Source organism: Streptomyces sp. NPDC005648 (genome assembly GCF_040605395.1).
GTDB lineage: Bacteria > Actinomycetota > Actinomycetes > Streptomycetales > Streptomycetaceae > Streptomyces.
On record NZ_JBEXCS010000036.1, the window covers coordinates 1 to 17,935 of the forward strand.

The 17,935-nt window shown below is 69.6% G+C and carries 14 protein-coding genes and 1 pseudogene; 9 read left to right on the plus strand and 6 right to left on the minus strand.

Annotated features, from left to right (window positions below; all coding sequences use genetic code 11):
* Together ABZT17_RS21420 and ABZT17_RS21425 are read right to left on the minus strand one after the other, a co-directional pair.
* Positions 1 to 275, minus strand: a pseudogene (locus ABZT17_RS21420) (hypothetical protein); the annotation flags it as partial.
* Between the two features lie 342 nt (positions 276 to 617).
* On the minus strand, positions 618 to 1,634 hold the full coding sequence (locus ABZT17_RS21425; protein WP_356351030.1) for a LacI family DNA-binding transcriptional regulator: 1,017 nt from the start codon (positions 1,632 to 1,634) through the stop codon (positions 618 to 620).
* 144 nt (positions 1,635 to 1,778) lie between these two features.
* On the opposite strand from ABZT17_RS21425, the gene ABZT17_RS21430 reads away from it, so the two are divergent.
* From ABZT17_RS21430 to ABZT17_RS21440, 3 genes are read left to right on the plus strand one after another with little or no spacing between them, the layout of a single operon-like run.
* Positions 1,779 to 2,585, plus strand: coding sequence for an ATP-binding cassette domain-containing protein (locus tag ABZT17_RS21430; protein WP_356351031.1), 807 nt, complete (start codon positions 1,779 to 1,781; stop codon positions 2,583 to 2,585).
* Positions 2,582 to 3,646: an ABC transporter permease gene (locus ABZT17_RS21435; RefSeq protein WP_356351032.1), complete on the plus strand. Its 1,065-nt coding sequence runs from the start codon at positions 2,582 to 2,584 to the stop codon at positions 3,644 to 3,646. Before ABZT17_RS21430 ends, ABZT17_RS21435 begins: the two co-directional genes overlap by 4 nt.
* A gap of 15 nt (positions 3,647 to 3,661) precedes the next feature.
* Positions 3,662 to 4,657: an ABC transporter substrate-binding protein gene (locus ABZT17_RS21440; RefSeq protein ID WP_356351034.1), complete on the plus strand. Its 996-nt coding sequence runs from the start codon at positions 3,662 to 3,664 to the stop codon at positions 4,655 to 4,657.
* Between the two features lie 269 nt (positions 4,658 to 4,926).
* Here ABZT17_RS21440 and ABZT17_RS21445 read toward each other — a convergent pair whose 3' ends face one another.
* The 4 genes from ABZT17_RS21445 to ABZT17_RS21460 form a co-directional block, all read right to left on the minus strand.
* Complete coding sequence (locus tag ABZT17_RS21445) at positions 4,927 to 6,402, minus strand: cellulose-binding domain-containing protein (protein WP_356351035.1); 1,476 nt, start codon at positions 6,400 to 6,402, stop codon at positions 4,927 to 4,929.
* 215 nt (positions 6,403 to 6,617) lie between these two features.
* The gene (locus tag ABZT17_RS21450) at positions 6,618 to 7,958 is read right to left on the minus strand and encodes a radical SAM protein (protein WP_356351036.1); all 1,341 of its coding nucleotides are present in this window, start codon (positions 7,956 to 7,958) and stop codon (positions 6,618 to 6,620) included.
* 58 nt (positions 7,959 to 8,016) lie between these two features.
* On the minus strand, positions 8,017 to 8,679 hold the full coding sequence (locus ABZT17_RS21455) for a pyridoxamine 5'-phosphate oxidase family protein (protein ID WP_356351037.1): 663 nt from the start codon (positions 8,677 to 8,679) through the stop codon (positions 8,017 to 8,019).
* 103 nt (positions 8,680 to 8,782) lie between these two features.
* Positions 8,783 to 9,790 (minus strand): hydroxyacid dehydrogenase, encoded by a 1,008-nt coding sequence (locus tag ABZT17_RS21460; protein WP_356351039.1) that lies wholly within the window; start codon positions 9,788 to 9,790, stop codon positions 8,783 to 8,785.
* A gap of 137 nt (positions 9,791 to 9,927) precedes the next feature.
* Between ABZT17_RS21460 and ABZT17_RS21465 the strand changes: the two genes are divergently transcribed.
* The 6 genes from ABZT17_RS21465 (at position 9,928) to ABZT17_RS21490 (ending at position 17,910) form a co-directional block, all read left to right on the plus strand.
* Complete coding sequence (locus ABZT17_RS21465; RefSeq protein WP_356351041.1) at positions 9,928 to 11,172, plus strand: D-arabinono-1,4-lactone oxidase; 1,245 nt, start codon at positions 9,928 to 9,930, stop codon at positions 11,170 to 11,172.
* Between the two features lie 215 nt (positions 11,173 to 11,387).
* Positions 11,388 to 12,638, plus strand: coding sequence for an ROK family protein (locus ABZT17_RS21470; protein ID WP_356351042.1), 1,251 nt, complete (start codon positions 11,388 to 11,390; stop codon positions 12,636 to 12,638).
* Between the two features lie 11 nt (positions 12,639 to 12,649).
* A complete protein-coding gene (locus tag ABZT17_RS21475) occupies positions 12,650 to 14,494 on the plus strand; it encodes a glycoside hydrolase (protein WP_356351119.1) in 1,845 nt (614 codons plus the stop codon).
* A gap of 292 nt (positions 14,495 to 14,786) precedes the next feature.
* Positions 14,787 to 16,055: a sugar ABC transporter substrate-binding protein gene (locus tag ABZT17_RS21480; RefSeq protein ID WP_356351044.1), complete on the plus strand. Its 1,269-nt coding sequence runs from the start codon at positions 14,787 to 14,789 to the stop codon at positions 16,053 to 16,055.
* Positions 16,056 to 16,075: 20 nt separating this feature from the next.
* Positions 16,076 to 17,044: a sugar ABC transporter permease gene (locus tag ABZT17_RS21485; protein WP_356351046.1), complete on the plus strand. Its 969-nt coding sequence runs from the start codon at positions 16,076 to 16,078 to the stop codon at positions 17,042 to 17,044.
* Positions 17,041 to 17,910 (plus strand): carbohydrate ABC transporter permease, encoded by an 870-nt coding sequence (locus ABZT17_RS21490; protein ID WP_356351047.1) that lies wholly within the window; start codon positions 17,041 to 17,043, stop codon positions 17,908 to 17,910. Before ABZT17_RS21485 ends, ABZT17_RS21490 begins: the two co-directional genes overlap by 4 nt.
* Positions 17,911 to 17,935: the final 25 nt, after the last annotated feature.

A 17,935-nucleotide genomic window follows, 5' to 3' on the forward strand; every position in this document is an offset into this window, starting at 1 on the left:
TCCGATCTGGAAGCCGGAAGCCGGCGGGCCGGAAGCCGGAAGCCGGCGGGCCGGAAGCCGGAAGCCGGAGAGCCGGAAGCCGGAAGCCGGCGGGCCGGAAGCCGGAAGCCGGAGAGCCGGAAGCCGGAGGCCGGCGGGCCGGAGGCCGGCGGGCCGGAGGCCGGAGAGCCGGAGAGCCGGAAGCCGGAGGCCGGCGGGCCGGAGGCCGGAGAGCCGGAGAGCCGGAAGCCGGAGGCCAGCGGGCCGGAGGCCGGAGAGCCGGGGGCCGGGGGCATCCGTCCTTGGTCGAGCGCCCTGCCCCTCAACAGGGCATCGGCGAAGGACGCCCGCCGCCGCGGGCGGACACCCCACCGCGGCCCGACACCGCTCAACGCCCCCGCACCGGCCCGCAATTCGACCCCAGCACTTCCCGCCACCCCGCCCCGGCCATTCCCACCGCCCCGCCCCGCCCCGCCACTTCCCCGAGCCCGCAGGACAAGCTCCATAGCCTACCCCCAGGTAGACGAGCGCGGCCTCGCCCAGCCCGCCGCACAACTGCCCCGCCCAGCCAACGACCCCCAACACCCCCCGACCAGCACTCCCCCCCCCGCCTGCTCCATCCCTCAACCCCCCACCGCTCAACCACCCCTCCCCGCGAACGGCCCCCGTACCTCCCCCGACCCCCGTCGGATCAGTTCCGTCGGTAGGACCACGGTGCGGGGTGGGGAGGTGTCGCCCTGGATGCGGGCGAAGAGGAGGTGGGCGGCCGTGGTGGCGAGGGCCGCCGGGTCCTGGGCGATGACGGTGACGGGCGGGGTCAGCCGGGCGGCCAGCGGGACGTCGTCGAAGGCGATGAAGGCGATCCCGGGCGGCAGGACGGCGAGGGCGCCCAGGGCGAGGTTCTCGTGGTCGGCGAGCAGGGCGGTGGGAGGGTACGGCGAGGTCAGAAGGGCCGTGGCGGCCGCGGCGGCGGACGTGGCGGAGCGCAGGCCGTGGCGGGCCAGCGCGGGGTCGGCGTCGATGCCCGCGGCCTCGAGGGCGGCCAGGTAACCCCGGTGGCGTTCGCCGTTGGTCCAGATGTCCCGCCGGCCGCCGAGGTAGCCGATACGGCGATGACCGTGCGCGATCAGATGTCCTACGGCCTTCTCGACCGCGGCGGAGTTGTCCACCACCACGGTGTCCGCCTCCAGTCCGGGCGCCGTCCGGTCCACGCACACGATCTTGGTGCCCCGGGCCTGGGCGGGGCGCAGAAATCGGTGACTGCCCGCGGCCGGGGTGAGGATGAGGCCGTCGACCCGGCGGGCGGTGAAGGCGGCGACGACCTCGCGTTCACGGCGGGGGTCGGCGCGGCTGGAGCCGATGAGGACCATGCTGCCGCGCCGCCGGGCGACGTCCTCCGCGGCCGAGGCGACGGCCGCCATGAAGGGATCGGCAACGTTGTCGACCAACAGGCCGATCGTCCGGCTGGGTTGGTCCGCGCGCCGCAGCTGACGCGCCAACTCATCACGCTGGTAGCCCAGTTTGCGCACCGCGGCCTCGACACGAGCGGCCGTGCGCGGCGCCACGTCCCCCTTGCCGCCCACCACTCGGGACACGGTCATCGCGCTGACGCCCGCCTCGGCGGCGACGTCCTTCATCGTGGGGCGGCCGGCCACGCCGCGGCCCTCCTCGGCAGTAGGGCGGGCACTTCGGGCCGCGGGCGCAACCTTTGAGATCCGGTTCACACACGACCCTTGACGCCCACTCATGGGGCTCCCAGAATCGACGAACTGTTAACGATACCAACGCGAAGGCACAACATGGCCTCTGCAAGGGAACCACTTCTCGCGGCACACGGTGTGGTCAAGCGTTTCGGTCACGTACAGGCGCTGCAGGGCGCCGACTTCACGGCGTACGCGGGCGAGGTCGTCGCCCTGATCGGCGACAACGGAGCAGGCAAGTCGACTCTGGTGAACGTCCTGTCGGGAGTGCTCGCACCCGACGAGGGCGAGGTACGGGTGGAGGGGAAGGCGGTCCGGTTCGGCGGGCCGATGGACGCGCAGCGAAAGGGACTTGAGACCGTTTACCAGGATCTGTCTCTCGCGCCGGATCTGGACGCGGCCGCCAATCTGTATCTGGGCAGGGAGGTCGTACGGGGCGGACTGCTGGGCCGGCTCGGGGTGCTCGACCGGGCCGCGATGCGACGGGAGGCGGTGAAGGCGTTCGCCGAACTGGGCGTGGAGCTGAAGGATGTGACGGCTCCGGTGACAACGTTGTCCGGAGGGCAGCGCCAGTCCGTGGCCGTGGCACGGGCGGTCGCGTTCGCGAACAAGGTCATCTTCATGGACGAGCCGACGGCCGCGCTGGGCGTCGTCCAGCGCGCCCGGGTCCTGGACACCGTGCGCCGGGTGGCCGACCGGGGGATCTGTGTCGTGCTGATCAGTCACAACATGCCCGAGGTGCTGTCGGTCTCGGACCGGGTGGAGGTGCTGCGCCTCGGCCGGCGGGTCGCCTCGTTCACGGCGGCGGACACCACCATCGAGGAGCTCGTCGGGGCCATGACCGGGTCGCTGGACGAACCCGCCCAGCCGGGCGGTTCCCCGAGGAGAGCGGAGGACGGGCGATGACCGCCGACAGCAGGGAAGCCCGGCCGGCCACGGCGCAGAAACCGGATACACCCGCGTCCGGCGGTGCGCGCGGAGCCGTACCCGACTGGCTGCGGCGGGCGGCCGGGATCAGTGAGCTGTGGACCTTCGTGATCCTCGTGGTGCTGGTCCTGTTCTTCACCATCGCCGCGCCGGGCAAGTTCTTCACCCAGTACGACCTCACGCAGATCGCCGTGAACGCGGCCATCTATCTGGTGCTGGGTGTCGGGATGACGTTCGTGATCATCACGGCGGGGATCGATCTGTCGATCGGTTCGGTGCTGGTGCTGGCCGCGGTGGCCGCCGGTGAGTACAACATCCATCACGGCGGGCCGGACGCCGGCTGGGGCACGGTCGCGGTCTGTGTGGTCATCGCCCTTGCGGTGGGCGCCGGTTGGGGCGTGCTGCAGGGTGCGGTGGTGGCGACCGGGAAGGTGCCGCCGCTGATCGTCACGCTGGGCGGGCTGGGTGCCGCGCTGGGGATCGCCGAACTCGCCACCGGCGGCCAGGATCCGGCGGGCGCGGCCTCCACCCATCTGCAGAACAGCCTGGGTTTCGGCAAGGTGTTCGGCATTCCGTGGCTGGTGGTGCTCGCCGCGGTGGTGACCGCCGTGTTCGGTCTGGTGCTGGGCGCGACCCGGTTCGGTACCCACACCCTGGCCATCGGCTCCAACCCGACGGCCGTACGGCGGGCGGGAATCGGGGTCGGCCGGCACCTGGTGAAGGTGTACGGGCTGATGGGCCTCCTGGCCGGGCTCGGCGCGGTGATGTGGCTGGCGTCGTACGGCACCACGTCGATCGCCGGGCACTCCACCGACAACCTGAAGGTGATCACGGCGGTGGTGCTCGGCGGCACCAGCCTCTTCGGCGGGCGCGGATCGGTGCTGGGCACCGTGATCGGTGTCTTCATCCCCGCCGTGCTCACGACCGGACTGATCGTCATCGGTGTTCAGCAGTACTGGCAGGACGTCGCGGTGGGCGTGGTGCTCGTCGCGGCCGTCTACGTCGACCAGATGCGCAGGAAGACCCGAGAGCGGAATTGAGGAGATGTCTCGATGATGAGCATTCGCAGCAGGCGCAGCGCACTGGTCGCCGCGGGCACCGTACTGGCCCTCACCGGGGCCGCGGCGTGCGGTTCGTCGGACAGCGGGGGGTCGGGGTCCTCGGGCGGGGCCGCGCACAAGAAGGTGCGGCTGATCACCGGTGTGAAGAGCGACCCCTTCTACATCACCATGACCTGCGCGGCGAAGACTGAGGCGAAGGCCAAGGGCATGGACTTCGGCGCGGACGGTTCCGCGCAGTGGGACGTCTCGGTGCAGCGGCCGCTTCTGGACTCGGTGGCGGCCTCCCGGCCGGACGGGCTGATGATCTCGCCGGTGGACACCAGCGCGCTCACCCCGTCGCTGAAGCAGATCCAGTCGGCGGGTACCAAGGTCGCGCTCGTCGACACCACCGTCACCGACTCCTCGATCGGCATCACCCGGATCTCGTCCGACAACGAGAAGGGCGGCCGGGTCGCCGCCGACGCGCTGGCCAAGCTGATGGGCGAGAAGGGCTCGACGATCGTGATCAGCGTCAAGCCCGGTGTCTCCACGACCGACGCCCGGATCAAGGGCTTCACCGAGGAGATGAAGAAGTACCCGAAGATCACGATGCTGCCCACGCTGTACGACAACGACCTGCCGGCCACCGCCGCCTCGCAGATCCAGTCGACGCTCGCGGCCCACCCCGACCTGGGCGGTGTCTTCGCGGGCAACACCAACACCGGCCAGGGCATCGCCACGGGGCTCAAGCAGGCCGGCAAGGAGGGCACGGTCAAGGTCGCCGCCTTCGACGCCGAGCCCGACGAGGTGGCCTCGCTCAAGGCGGGCACGCTCCAGGTCCTGGTCGCCCAGGACCCGGCGGCGATCGGCAGGGAGGCCGTGGACCAACTGGCCGCCGCCTTCGAGGGCAAGAGCGTGCGGAAGTCGATCGGCACCGACATGGTCGCCATCACCAAGGCGAACATGAACGACCCGTCGGTCAGCAAGTACTTCTACAAGTCGGGCTGCTGAGTGGGCGGTTGACTGCGGGCGGCCCGACGAACGGGCGACGGCGGGCGGTTGACTGCGGGCGGATGCCGGCGACCGGTTGACTGTCGGCGGCCCGACGAACGTTCGACAGCGGGCGGTTGACTGCGGGCGGATGCCGGCGACCGGTTGACTGTCGGCGGCTCGACGGACGTTCGACAGCGGGCGGTTGACTGCGGGCGGATGCCCGGCGACCGGGTGGCTCCTGGGAGTTCACCCGGTCGTGTTCCTCGTCGTGTCCCGACGACGCGTTCTCAGCCCTTCGCGCAGGGCTGCCCGTTGAGGGTGAAGTCGTACGGCGGTGAGTTCTTGCTCCGCCAGGAGGCGAGGAAGCCGAAGGAGAGGCTGCCGCCGGCGGCGACGGTTTTGTTGTAGTCGGCGGCGCTCGCCTCGACGCGGTTGCCGTTCTGGACGAAGCTCGCGTCCCACATCTGGCCGACCCGCTGGTCCTCCTTGAAGGTCCAGCCGACGCGCCAGCCTTTGAGTGCGTCGTCGGAGGTGACGGTGACGGTGGCCTGGAAGCCGTCGGGCCACTGGTTGACCAGGTCGTAGGAGACCTTGCAGGTGGCCGAGGAGCCGTCGCCCGGCGCGTTCGTGGCCGTCGACGAGGAGGTGCCCTGCGGTTCCGGATCGGGGTTGCCGCCGTCGGCCTGGGTGGTGGAGACCTTCGGGGTGGGCGTCGGGGAGGCCGAGCGCGGGGACGTGGCGGCGGACGGCAGGGAGGGGTTGGGGGCCGCGACCGGGCTGCTGTCGGTGGGGGCGTCGACGCTCGCCGAGGCGTCGTCGCCCTTTCCGCCGAACGGCATCATCGACACGGCCAGCGCGAGCAGCGAGACCAGGACAGCGGCCACGAGCAGGCCGTTGCGCACGACACGGGCGCGCTCCGAGCCGGACTTCGGCACACCGGCCTCCAGTTCCAGCGGTTCGGGGCGGCCGGCGCCGAGGCGGACCTCGGCGGCGCGCCTGCGGCGCTCCAGATAGGCGAGCCCGCCCCAGCCGATGACTCCGCCGGCCAGCGCCGCGGGCAGTCCGCCGCCGTGCGGGCGCAGACAGGCGGCGGCCTCGGCGCAGTCCACGCAGGTGGCGAGGTGGCGGGAGAGGTCGGCGGGGATGTCGGCGCCGGGCGAGCGGGTGACCGCGTCGAGGAGGCGGGCGTAGCTGCGGCAGTGCGGGTCCATCGGCGTGTCGAGGTGCGCGCGGTGGCAGCGGTCCCGGAACAGGCTGCGTACCTGGGCGAGTTCCTCGCCGAGGACGGCCGGGTCGAGGCCGAGTTTGCGCGCCACCACGGACGGCGGCAGCGCCTCCACCTCGGCCAGCCACAGCAGCGACGCGTCCGCCTCCTGGAGGTCGCGCAGTCCCCGCAGGGCGAGCGGGCGCCGCAGGGGCGGGCCGGTGTAGCGCGTGGCCTTGTCCGAGTGGAGCCACAGGCGCAGGTCGGGGTCGAGGTCGTCGCCCTGTCCGTTCTCCTCCCAGGCCGCCGTGGTGGTACGTACGGCGGTCAACAGGAGCGGGATCATGGGGAGTCGGGGCGCGCGGCGGCCGGTGCTCCGGTCCGGACCGCCCTCGGCGGCGCGGGCCTCGCGAATGCCTAGCGCGAACGCCTCCGAGGCCAGCTGGGTGGCCGCGGCGGCGCCGGCGGTGCACAGGTCGGCGTACGAAAGTACCGCGTCCCAGACTTCCGAGAACAGCGCGGCCTCGGCGGCGTCCTTCGGGGTCGGCAGGTCGGGCATGGGTCTCCTGCATCCACAAGCGAGGTCAACTCACCATGACGGCAAAGGAGTTGGGGGGAACCTCGCGGCAGGGCAGGAGCCTTTCACGTTTTCGACACAACTGACAAGCGGTGTGTTCAGTTGCGCCGGGGAAACCTGAGCACCGGCCGTGAGACACAACTCCAGCCTCCCATACGGAAGGAGACCACGTTTTACTCATCGCGCCCAGATGTCACTCACACCTCCGCCGTCTCCCCGGCCTCCTCGGCCGTCTCCAGCGCCGGAAGGCTGTCCATGAAGGAGCTGACGGAGAAGACCGCACGGCCGGGTCCGGGCGGGCCGTAGCCGGGAGGCGAGGAGAGACCGAAGTCCTCCATCGTCCGGCGATAGGCCTGCAGCAGACGGATGTGGTACTCCAGCGGCGCGCCCTGCGGGTTGGCCTTGCCGAGGGGGGTGGTGGGCTCGGGGCACCAGGTGGTGAAGCGGGGGGTGATGCCGTGCGACATGAAGAAGCGCAGGCCCTCGGTGGTGGACGCGATGGCCTCGTCGACGGTGGTGAAACCGAACGGCTCGGCCATCTCCACGCCGGCCACGAAGTTCGGGATCACATTGCGGGCGCCGAAGATCTCGGCGGAGTCGAGGATGCGCTTGTGCCACTCGTCGCGGCCGACGTAGCGCTCCTTGCCCGGGCAGTACATCTTGAACAGGTACTCGTCCCACACCTCGTAGTTGGGGTGGTAGATCTGCACGCCGTAGTCCTTGAACCGCTGCACGTCGTCCCGCGGCAGCGCCTGTGCGACGACCTTGCCGATCCAGCGCCCCGGGAAACGCTCCTCGATGGCCTTGGCGTAATGGCCGTAGAAATCGGCTTCGTCGCGTCCCGAGACCGTCTTGGTGATCGCGCCGCCGGTGAGGGTGTAGGCGGTGGAGGCCTTCGCGGTGTCGTAGCGGTCGATGATCTCAAGCGCTTCCAGGACCTCCTCCACGTCCTTCACGCCCGTGTAGGGCCGCCCGGCCGCCTTGTGCTGGCGCCAGTTGTGGTTGATGTCGCAGTACTGGCACTCCTCCTTGGCGCCGAAGTACTGGCAGACCCGGAAAACGGTGAGATAGATCAGGTAACCCCACTGGATGGTCGGGGCCACCTCCATCACGGACTTCCCGTTGGACAGCGTGTGCCGGTAGTACTCCGGCATGGGCGGCACACCGACGTCGGCGATGCGGCTGCCGTCCAGATAGAGGCCGAGCATCCCCTCCTCGTCGGCGGCGACCCGGTACGGCGACGACGGGTTCACCCGCACCGAGACCACGGTACGGCGCAGGTCGTACGGCCCACCGGTCAGGATGATCTCCTCCGGCGGCCGCCGCAGCGCGGCCTCGCCCAGCTCGGGCAGGGTGCCGTGGTCGAAGGAGAAGATGAAGTACGACTTCGGCTTGACCTCGCCGGACTCGTTGTCGCTGAGGGCGGACGGGTCGAAGGCCACGCCGCCGCGCAGCAGGTCCTCCTTGAAAACGGCTTCCCGCGGTACCTCCGGGAACCGCTCCATCAGATCCTCGACCAGCGCGGTACGGCTGCCCATCCCGACTCTCCTCCCGGCTCAGGCGTTCGACTCCCCACCGTATGCCTCCGGTCGCGCGTCAGCCGTGCCGGGTCCCCTCTCGGCGCGCGATGTGTCCCGGTACGGGCAGCCCCACCGGGAGCAGCGGGTCGGGTACGGGGCTGCCCCAGGCCCAGGTCAGCGGGAGGGTGCCCGCCCAGACGCCGAGCGCCGCGTCGGGGCCGTCGCCGTCGTCGGGCGCACCGGTACGGATCTTGACGGAGGCCTCTTCGAGGGAGACGGCGAGGAGGGTGGTGGCGGCGAGTTCCCTGCGGCTGGGCCGGCGGGCGTACGACCACTGGCCCGGCGCCGCGTGCTCGGTGAGCCGCCGCAGACCCGTCAGCCTCTCCTCGGGGTCGGTGACCGTGCGGGCCTCGCCGTGGATCATCGCGCTGCGGTAGTTGACGCCGTGCTCGAAGACGGAGCGGGCGAGCACCAGGCCGCCGACATGGGTGACGGTGACGCACACGGGCGTACCACCGGCGAGGCTGCGGCTGGCCACGGAACCGTGGAGATACAGCTGCCGCTCGTCGCGTCCGTAGACCGTGGGCACGACCAGCGGGCGGCCCTCGACCACCACACCCAGGTGACACACGAACCCGGCGTCCAGGATCGCGTTCAGGTCGGCGCGGTCGAGGCTGCCCTGTTCACGGAGCCGGCGGTGGCGGGTGCGGTCGGTTTCGGGAAGCGGTTCCAGAGCCATGGCACGCACGCTACTGATATCGCAATCTGAGCGCTAGAGATATACGAATATGCGCTTTCATTGGAAGGAAAGTCGACGAAATCCGTAGGCCATATCCCGTGGGTCAGGCTTCGTGTTCCAGTACGTCCGGATCCACCGGATGGGCCAGTTCCTCCTGCTTGAGCAGACGGGCGGCCTCCTCCGCGACCGTCATGCCGAGGCGGGACAGCTCGTTGCCCTGGGAACCCGCGAGATGCGGCGTGACGAAGGCGTTGGGCAGGTCGTAGAGGGGCGAGGCCGGGGGCAGGGGCTCGGGGTCGGTGACGTCGAGGATCGCGGAGATGCGGCCGCCGCGCAGTTCGGCGACGAGGGCCTCGTGGTCGACCAGGCCGCCCCGGGCGGTGTTGATCAGGGTCGCCCCGTCGGGCATCAGCGCGAGTTCCCGGCGGCCGATCAGACGGTGGGTCTCCGAGGTCTCCGGCGCGTGGACGGTGACGATGTCCGAGGTGCGCAGCAGATCGTCCAACGGCAGCAGCGGTACGCCGAGTTCGGCCGCGCGGTGCTCGGTGACGTAGGGGTCGGTGAGACTGACGCGCAGGTCGAAGGGGGCCAGCAGCCCGATGACACGGCGGCCGATGCGGGAGGCGCCGATCACCCCGACGCGGCGGCCGTGGTTGCCGATGCCGGGGACGACGCCCCAGCCGGGGTGGGCGCGTGCGGTGCGCAGCCGTTCCCGGGCGCCGAGGATGTCCTTCCCGGCGAGCAGGATCATGGCGAGGGTGTACTCGGCGACCGGAATCGCGTTGGCCGCGGCCGCCGAGGAGACCCGGACGCCCCGGCGCCAGACCTCGGGGGTGGTGAAGCCCTTGACCGAACCGGCGGAGTGCAGGACCGCGCGCAGCCGCGGGGCCGCGTCGAGGGCCGCCGCGTCGAGGCGGGGACAGCCCCAGCCGGTGACGAGGACCTCCGTGCGCGCGAGGGCGTCCCGGACCCGGGGGTCGGTGAGATCCTCGGCGACCAGGGCCGGATCGATCTCCAGGGACTCCCGCAGCCGCGTCAGCACCTCCGGCGGAAAGATCAGGGAAACGTTCTCCGGAGTCATGGCGAACAGCGCCTGGGGACGCTCGGGCAACGGAGTGACCTTCCCGCCGGGCCGACCTCGCCGGGTCGGCAGAAACCGTGTGGTAACCGCTCTCTGAGACGGCTCCACGGTAGGCATCCCCAGATGAGAGGGTCAATGCACGGACTACGCGTGGAGGGACGACAGGGATGACGGAGACGGTCACCAACTGGGCGGGCAACATCACCTACACCGCCAAGGAGCTGCAGCGCCCGCACTCGCTCGACGCGCTGCGGAGCCTTGTGGCCGGGAGCGCCGCGGTACGGGTGCTGGGCAGCGGGCACTCCTTCAACGAGATCGCCGAGCCCGGCGCCGACGGCACCCTCGTCTCCATCGCCGGGCTGCCACCGGTGATCGACGTGGACACGACGGCCCGTACGGTACGGGTCTCGGGCGGCGTCCGGTACGCGGAGCTGGCGCGTGCGGTGGACGCCCGCGGGCTCGCGCTGCCCAACATGGCGTCCCTGCCGCACATCTCGGTCGCCGGCTCGGTGGCGACCGGTACCCATGGCTCAGGGGTGGGCAACGGCTCGCTCGCCTCGGCCGTACGGGAGGTGGAACTGGTCACCGCCGACGGATCGACGCTCACCCTCGCACGGGGCGACGCGCGTTTCGACGGTGCCGTGACCTCGCTGGGCGCCCTCGGGGTCGTGGTCGCCCTGACCCTGGATCTGGAGCCGTCCTTCGACGTCGAGCAGCACCTGTTCACCGAACTGCCGCTGGCCGGGCTGGACTTCGAGACGGTCGCCGCGGCGGCGTACAGCGTGAGCCTGTTCACCGACTGGCGGGAGCCGGGGTTCCGGCAGGTGTGGCTGAAGCGGCGCACCGAACAGCCCCTGGCCGCGTTCCCGTGGGCGGCTCCCGCGACCGAGAAGCTGCACCCGGTGCCGGGGATGCCGGCGGTCAACTGCACGGAGCAGCTCGGGGTGCCCGGGCCCTGGCACGAGCGGCTGCCGCACTTCCGGGCCGAGTTCGTGCCCAGCAGCGGGGCGGAGCTGCAGTCGGAGTACCTGCTGCCGAGGCGGTTCGCCGTCGACGCGCTGCGGGCGCTGGACGCGATCCGCGCGGCGATCGCTCCCGTGCTGCAGATCTGCGAGGTGAGAACGGTTTCGGCGGACGCGCAGTGGCTGAGCCCGGCGTACGGGCGGGAAACGGTTGCGCTGCATTTCACCTGGATCGAGGAGACGGAGGCGGTGCTGCCGGTGGTGCGGCGGGTGGAGGAGGCGCTGGACGGCTTCGAGGCGCGGCCGCACTGGGGCAAGGTGTTCACCGTGCCGGCGGCGGTGCTGCGGGAGCGGTATCCGCGGCTGGAGGACTTCCGGGCCCTGGCGCGAGAGCTCGATCCGGCGGGGAAGTTCACCAACGCGTTCGTGCGGGACGTGCTGGAGGGCTGACCTTCGCCCCGCTCCCCCTGGTCGGGCCGCTTCACGGAGAACGGAATTCCGCCGACTCCGGGCTGTCGGCAGCCCTCCGGCCCGACCGGACGGGAGACTTCCTAAGACCCCTTTCCTAACCCCTTGTCGAAAGTCCTCCGCAGGCCATAGCCTTGCGCCGCGCCGGTGCCGACCGCCCCGGCCTGCCCGAGGCCAGAAGGGACGGGGGACGACCGGTGAAGCGCACCTCACGTGATATCCGCACCGCGAACCGCTACGAGGTGCTGCGCCAGATCATCGCTCAGTCTCCCACCTCCCGGCAGGAGCTCGCGGCCGGCACAGGGCTCAGTCTCGCCACGGTCGCCACGCTCGTCGGCGAGCTGCTCGACCTGCGGATGATCACGGAAGTCGGTTTCGAGGACTCGGCCGGCGGGCGCCCCCGGGGGCTCGTGGCCGTCAACGCGTCGGGGGGCGCGCTGATCGGCGTCGACATCGCGGAGACGTACGTCCATGTCGAGCTGTTCGACCTGGCGCTGAACGTGCTGGCCCGCGCCGACGAGGACATGCGCCCCGGTGAGAGCCTGCCGGAGCAGGTGGTCAGTCATGTGGCCGCCGCCGTGGGCTCGGTCGTCGCGCAGGCAGGCATCGAGGGCGCGCGGGTACTGGGCGTCGGGGTGAGCGTGCCGGGGCAGGTGGACCGGGACACCGGTGTCTCGGAGTACGCGCCCAACTGGGACTGGCACGACGTGCCCCTGATGGACCTGCTGTCCGAGGTCATCGCCTACCCCCTCTACCTGGACAATCCGCTGCGCGCCGGCGCGGTCGCCGAGATGTGGTTCGGCGCGGCACGCGGGCGCGGGGACACGGTGGTGGTCAACCTCGGAACCGGTGTCGGCGCGGGGCTCGCCCTGCACGGCGGGCTGTACCGGGGGGTGAGCAACAGCGCCGGGGAGTGGGGTCACACCACGCTCGTCCTGGACGGGCGGCTGTGCCGCTGCGGCAACCACGGCTGTGTCGAGGCGTACGTCGGAGCGCCCGGGATCATGCTGAACCTGCGGGAACTGAGTCCGCGGAGTCCGCTGCTGCATCCCGAGGACCAGACCGCCACCATCGACGCGCTGGCACGCGGCGTGGAGGCGAACGACCCCGTGGCCCTCAAGGTCGTACGGGAGACCGCGCGTTACATCGGCGCGGGCATCGCCAATCTGGTCAACGTCCTCAACCCCGAAGTGGTCGTGCTCAGCAGCTGGGTCGCCCGCAGGCTCGGCGAACCCCTGCTGCACGAAGTGCGCGAGGCCGTCGGACGGCACGCGCTCAGGCGGCCCTTCGCCGCCACCGAGATCGTCCTCTCCCCCATCCCCACCGACCCGGCCTGTCTGGGTGCGGCGACGTTCGCGCTCGAAGGAGCACTGCAGTCGGTGGGGCAGCGGGGAGCGTCGGCGAAACGCACCACCCCTGCACGGAGCCGTACCGCACCACCTTCATGACGACGGAAGGGATGCACGTGTCTCACCCCCACCGCAGTAGATCGGTCCTGATGACGGCCGCAGCCGCGCTCGCCGTCGCGGGACCCCTGATATCCGTACCGCCCGCATCGGCCGCCACCCCCACGGTGGCCGAGGTCTCCCCCCACGCCGCCCAGACCATCGACGACATCGGCGCTTCGGGCGCCTGGTGGGTCAACGACCTCCAGCACTTCAGTCCCCAGGTGCAGGCCAGGGTGGCCCGGCTGCTGTTCTCCCGGCAGGGGCTGGCCCTGAGCTCGTACCGCTACAACATCGGCGGTGGCGGCGTCGCGGTCACCACGCCGGCCCGCGTCGCCGAGGACTTCCTGAACTCCGACGGCTCCTACGACTGGAGCAGGGACAAGGGCGGGCGTACGTTCCTGAAGTACGCCGCGCAGTACGGCGTCAAGGACCTCATCGGCTTCACCAACAGCGCGCCCGCGCAGTGGACCACCAACGGACAGTCCTGCGGTGGCCAGTTGAAGCCGGAGAACGAGGCGGACTACGCCACCTACGTGGCCGACGTGACCGACCACTTCGCCCGGCAGGGTGTGAAGCTGGACTACATCAGCCCCTTCAACGAGCCCGACAACGACTTCGGTTCGTGCGGCCAGGAGGGCATGAAGGTCACGGTCGACCAACGCGACGACATCGTACGGGCGTTGGGAGCCGAGCAGCGGGCCAGGAAACAGAAGACGTCGATCATCGCCGACGAGTCCAGCCAGACCACGCAGTTCGTCTCCGAACTCCCGCAGTGGATCTCGCAGCCGGGCACCGGGCAGTACGTCTCCGCGCTCGCCCACCACACCTACAACAACCCGAGCGACGGCCAGCTCGCCAATGTCTACGAGACGTCGAGGACCGTCGGCCAGAAGTCCTGGGCCACCGAGATCTGCTGTTTCGGCAAGGGCTCGACCGGCTGGAACCAGGAGTACGACCCGACCATCGACAACGCCCTGCTGATGTCGAGGATCATCTACAAGGACTTCGCGAGCGCACATGACTCCGCCTTCCAGTGGTGGGTCGCGCTCGCGAGCGGGTACGGCTCCTCCCCCACCGAGAAGAACGACGTGGGCTGGAACGACGGCCTGATCTACTACGACCCCGACTACGCGACGAACGGCAACCAGGCGCTGTACTTCACCAAGCGGTACTACGCGCTCGGGCAGTACAGCAGGTTCGTCCGGCCGGGCTCGGTCGCGCACGACGTGACCGGGGCGCCGGCCGGGGTCGAGGTGTCGTCCTACGACAAGGACGGCCGGTGGGTGGTCGTGGTCAACAACCACAACTCCACCGACACACCGCTGAGTTTGCACTTCAACAGCAGGACTCCGGGGCGGGCCGTGCAGGCGGTGCGGACCTCGGCGACCGAGGACTGGGCGAAGGCGGCCAAGCCGTCGGTGAGCGCGGGGACGGCCACGACGACCCTCGCCGCCCGCTCCGTGACGACGTACGTCTTCGACCAGAAGGGTCACGGGAGTTCGGCGGTCACCGGCGCCTGGCAGGGCAAGCAGTCCGGCAAGTGCCTGACCGCGGACGCCTCCGGGGCCGCGATCAGCACCTGCACGGGCGGCGAAGAGCAGTCGTGGTCGTACGACGGCAGCGGCGCCCTGAAGGGCGTCAACGGGTATCTGACGGCCGGGAGTTCCGGCCTGACGACCAGCCCGGACTTCACCGGTGACGCCTCCCAGCGCTGGCTGCTGAACGCCAACGGGCAGATCCTCGGCGAGGCGTCCGGCAAGTGCCTGGACGTCAGCGGACAGGCCACCGCCGACGGCAGCAGGGTGATCCTGTACAGCTGCAACGGCGGGAGCAACGAGGTCTGGAACAGGCAGTGACGCCGGTGACGTCACCGCCGTGATGAGAACCCCACAAAACCCCGTGGGAAACCCCTAGTCCGAGGACCGCCGGCACCCCTGACCCGGCGGTCCTCAACCCCCTTGCGAGACCCACCCGTTCGGGATCCCGAACCGGATACAACGCTTCGAGCAGACTTCGTCCAACCCCTTGCCGAAGGCTTAGCCGAAGGTTAACGTCCCGCACCGCAGAGCAATTCGCGCCACGTAGCGCAGAGCCGTTCACGCGCTGAAGCCGTGGAGCCGCAGCCGCAATCGAGACAAGGACGTCAGCATGTCGGCAATGAGCAACAGCAACTTCTCCCGCCGGTCACTCTTCCGGGCAGCCGCCGGCATGGCCGCCGCAGGCACCCTGGCGGCGTGCGGCAGCAACAACGGGCGCGGCGGGAGCAGCGGGGGTTCGGGCACCCAGCTCACCCAGTACTTCCACGCCTACGGCGAGGCCGGTACGGAGCAGGCCCTCAAGCGGTACGCGGCGGCCTACAAGAAGGCCCACGTGAACACCAACTGGATCACGGGCAACAACTTCGAGTCCGCGCTCTTCGCGGCGCTGCTCACCTCGAAGGCACCCGACGTCTTCGAGTTCCACCCGCAGCTGCAGCTCGTCAAGAGCGGCCAGGTGGCCGACCTGACCGACATCATCGACCCGGTCAAGAGCGACTTCAACCCGAACGACATCAAGTCCCACACGGTCGACGGGAAGATCTACGGGATACGGATGATCGACGACCCGCAGTTCTTCTACTACCGCAAGTCGATGCTGGAGAAGGCGAAGGTCGACGTCCCGACCACGCTCGACGAGCTGATCGAGGCCGCCGCCAAGCTCACCACCAGCAAGGTCAAGGGCATCTTCCTCGGCAACGACTTCAGCGCGATCCAGAACCCCATCATCTGGTCCGCCGGCGCCGACACCATCAACGACAAGAACGAGATCGCCTACCACACGGACGGCGTCGTCGGCGGTCTCAAGCAGCTGCGCCAGCTGTTCACCAGCGGCAACGTGCTCCTCGACGCCCCGACCGACTTCTGGGACCCGTCCTCGCTCAACCAGGGTCTGTGCGCCATCCAGTGGGGCGGCATGTGGTCCATGCCGGCCATGCAGAAGGCGCTCGGCGACGACCTCGGCATCTTCCCGTTCCCGAAGATCGGCAGCGCCGGCAAGCAGTCCGTGTACAACGGCGGCTGGTCGATCTTCGTCAACGCCAAGGGCAAGAACGTCGACGCGGCCAAGGAATACGTGAAGTGGCTGTGGATCGACCAGACCCAGTACCAGGAGGACTGGGCCACCTCGTACGGCTTCCACATCCCGCCGCGCACCTCGATCGCCGCCAAGGCCGACAAGCTCAAGTCGGGTCTGCCGGCCGAGGGCGTGAAGCTCTTCACCGACTACGGCCACTTCGACAACATCGCCTACGACCAGACGATGCAGACCGCTTTCGCCGACGTGATCGCGTCCTCCGTCCGTAAGAACGGCGACCCGGAGAAGGCGCTCGACACCTGCGACAAGAAGGTCAACGTCGAGCTCAAGAAGCTGTTCGGATAGGCCGCGGGGAAGACCACGACATGTCGACCACCACGACACGCGGGGTCGCCCAGCCCGCCCCGGCCAAGGCCTCCCCGGCCCGGCCGCGGCGGGGCCTGCGCGGCAACGCCACCTTCAACTTCTGGCTCTTCACCGGGCCCTTCCTGATCGGCCTGGCGATCTTCGTCTTCGTGCCGATCGTCTGGAGCGTCTGGCTCAGCTTCTTCGACGCCCGCTACACCGTCACGCCGAGTCATTTCATCGGTTTCGACAACTACAAGCAGATCCTGACCAACAGTGAGTTCCCCGGTTCGCTGGTGACGTTCACCGTGTTCGCCGCGTTCATCGTGCCGACCACGTGGGCGCTGTCACTGGGGCTGGCGCTGCTGGTGAACCAGCTTCGGTTCATGCGGGCGTTCTTCCGGTCGGTGTTCTTCCTGCCGACCGCAGTCTCCTACGTCGCCGCCGCTCTGATCTGGAAGATGTCCATCTTCAGCGGTGTCCGCTTCGGCCTCGCGAACACGGTCATCGGCTGGTTCGGCGCGGACACCATCGCATGGATGTCCAACCCCACCCCGCCCTGGTACTGGCTGGTCATCGTGACCCTGCGCCTGTGGATCCAGTCCGGTTTCTACATGATCCTCTTCCTGGCGGCGCTGCAGAACATCCCGGCCGAGCTGTACGAGGCCGCGGCCATCGACGGGGCGAAGAAGGGCTGGCAGACCTTCCGTTACATCACGCTGCCCCAGCTGCGCGCCACCTCCACCGCGGTGATCCTGCTGCTGCTCATCGCCGCCTACCAGGCGTTCGACGAGTTCTTCAACATCATCGGGCAGAAGGCGACCTGGGCCCAGACCCCGCTCATGGTGCTCTACAAATCGGCCCTCGGCACCAGTCAGGACTACGGCGCCGGCAGCGCGGGCGCGGTCATCCTGTCGCTGCTCATCTGTGTCGTCACCCTGATCCAGGGCAAGTTCATGGGCTTCGGAAGGGGGGATGAGTCCAAGTGACCACCACCGCACCGCAGATGGGCAAGCAGCGCAAGAAGAGCCGGGGCGGCATCTTCGGCAACACCGGGCTGTACATCGCCGTCGGCGTCGCCGCCCTGCTCTTCCTGATCCCCTTCTACCTGATCGTCCGCAACTCCCTGTCCACGGACCTGGAGATCACGGGCGCGAACTGGAAGGTGCTGCCCTCCTTCCAGTGGGGCAACATCTCCGAGCTGTTCGACGACCCCACGGTCGACTTCGGCCGTTCCATGATCAACTCGCTGGTCGTGGCCGTCCTCACCACGGTCGGCACCCTCCTGGTCTGCTCCCTGGCCGGCTACGGCCTGGCCCGCATCCCGTACAAGCACGCCAACAAGGTGTTCTACGCGGTCCTCGCGACGCTGATGGTCCCCACGGCCGTCACCTTCGTGCCCAGCTTCGTGCTGGTCTCCTCCCTCGGATGGGTGGACACCTACCGCGGTCTGATCATCCCGGGCCTGTTCAGCGGTTTCACGTGTTTCCTCTTCAGGCAGTACTTCCTGGGATTCCCCAAGGAGCTGGAGGAGGCGGCGCGGGTGGACGGGCTCGGCTACTGGGGCGCGTACTGGCGGATCGTCGTGCCGAACTCGCTCAACTTCTTCGCGGCGATCGCCACGATCACGTTCATCAGCGCGTGGAACTCCTTCCTGTGGCCGCTGGTCATCGGCCAGGACCCGAGCTCCTGGACGGTGCAGATCGCGCTGTCCACCTTCATGACCAACCAGACCGTCAACTTCCATCTGATCTTCATGGCCACCGCCATCTCCATCCTGCCCCTGATCTTCGTCTTCCTCTTCCTGCAGCGCTGGCTGGTGCAGGGAATCGCGCAGACCGGTATCAAGGGCTGACGCCCGCACCGTTGAGACCTGGAGA

Excerpts from the sequence above, each read along its gene's own strand:
- ABZT17_RS21485 (WP_356351046.1), top strand. The coding sequence starts at position 16,076 with ATGTCGACCACCACGACACGCGGGGTCGCCCAGCCCGCCCCGGCCAAG.
- ABZT17_RS21475 (WP_356351119.1), top strand. The coding sequence starts at position 12,650 with ATGCACGTGTCTCACCCCCACCGCAGTAGATCGGTCCTGATGACGGCC.
- ABZT17_RS21465 (WP_356351041.1), top strand. The coding sequence starts at position 9,928 with ATGACGGAGACGGTCACCAACTGGGCGGGCAACATCACCTACACCGCC.
- ABZT17_RS21480 (WP_356351044.1), top strand. The coding sequence starts at position 14,787 with ATGTCGGCAATGAGCAACAGCAACTTCTCCCGCCGGTCACTCTTCCGG.
- ABZT17_RS21445 (WP_356351035.1), bottom strand. The coding sequence starts at position 6,402 with ATGCCCGACCTGCCGACCCCGAAGGACGCCGCCGAGGCCGCGCTGTTC.
- ABZT17_RS21430 (WP_356351031.1), top strand. The coding sequence starts at position 1,779 with ATGGCCTCTGCAAGGGAACCACTTCTCGCGGCACACGGTGTGGTCAAG.
- ABZT17_RS21455 (WP_356351037.1), bottom strand. The coding sequence starts at position 8,679 with ATGGCTCTGGAACCGCTTCCCGAAACCGACCGCACCCGCCACCGCCGG.
- ABZT17_RS21435 (WP_356351032.1), top strand. The coding sequence starts at position 2,582 with ATGACCGCCGACAGCAGGGAAGCCCGGCCGGCCACGGCGCAGAAACCG.
- ABZT17_RS21440 (WP_356351034.1), top strand. The coding sequence starts at position 3,662 with ATGAGCATTCGCAGCAGGCGCAGCGCACTGGTCGCCGCGGGCACCGTA.
- ABZT17_RS21450 (WP_356351036.1), bottom strand. The coding sequence starts at position 7,958 with ATGGGCAGCCGTACCGCGCTGGTCGAGGATCTGATGGAGCGGTTCCCG.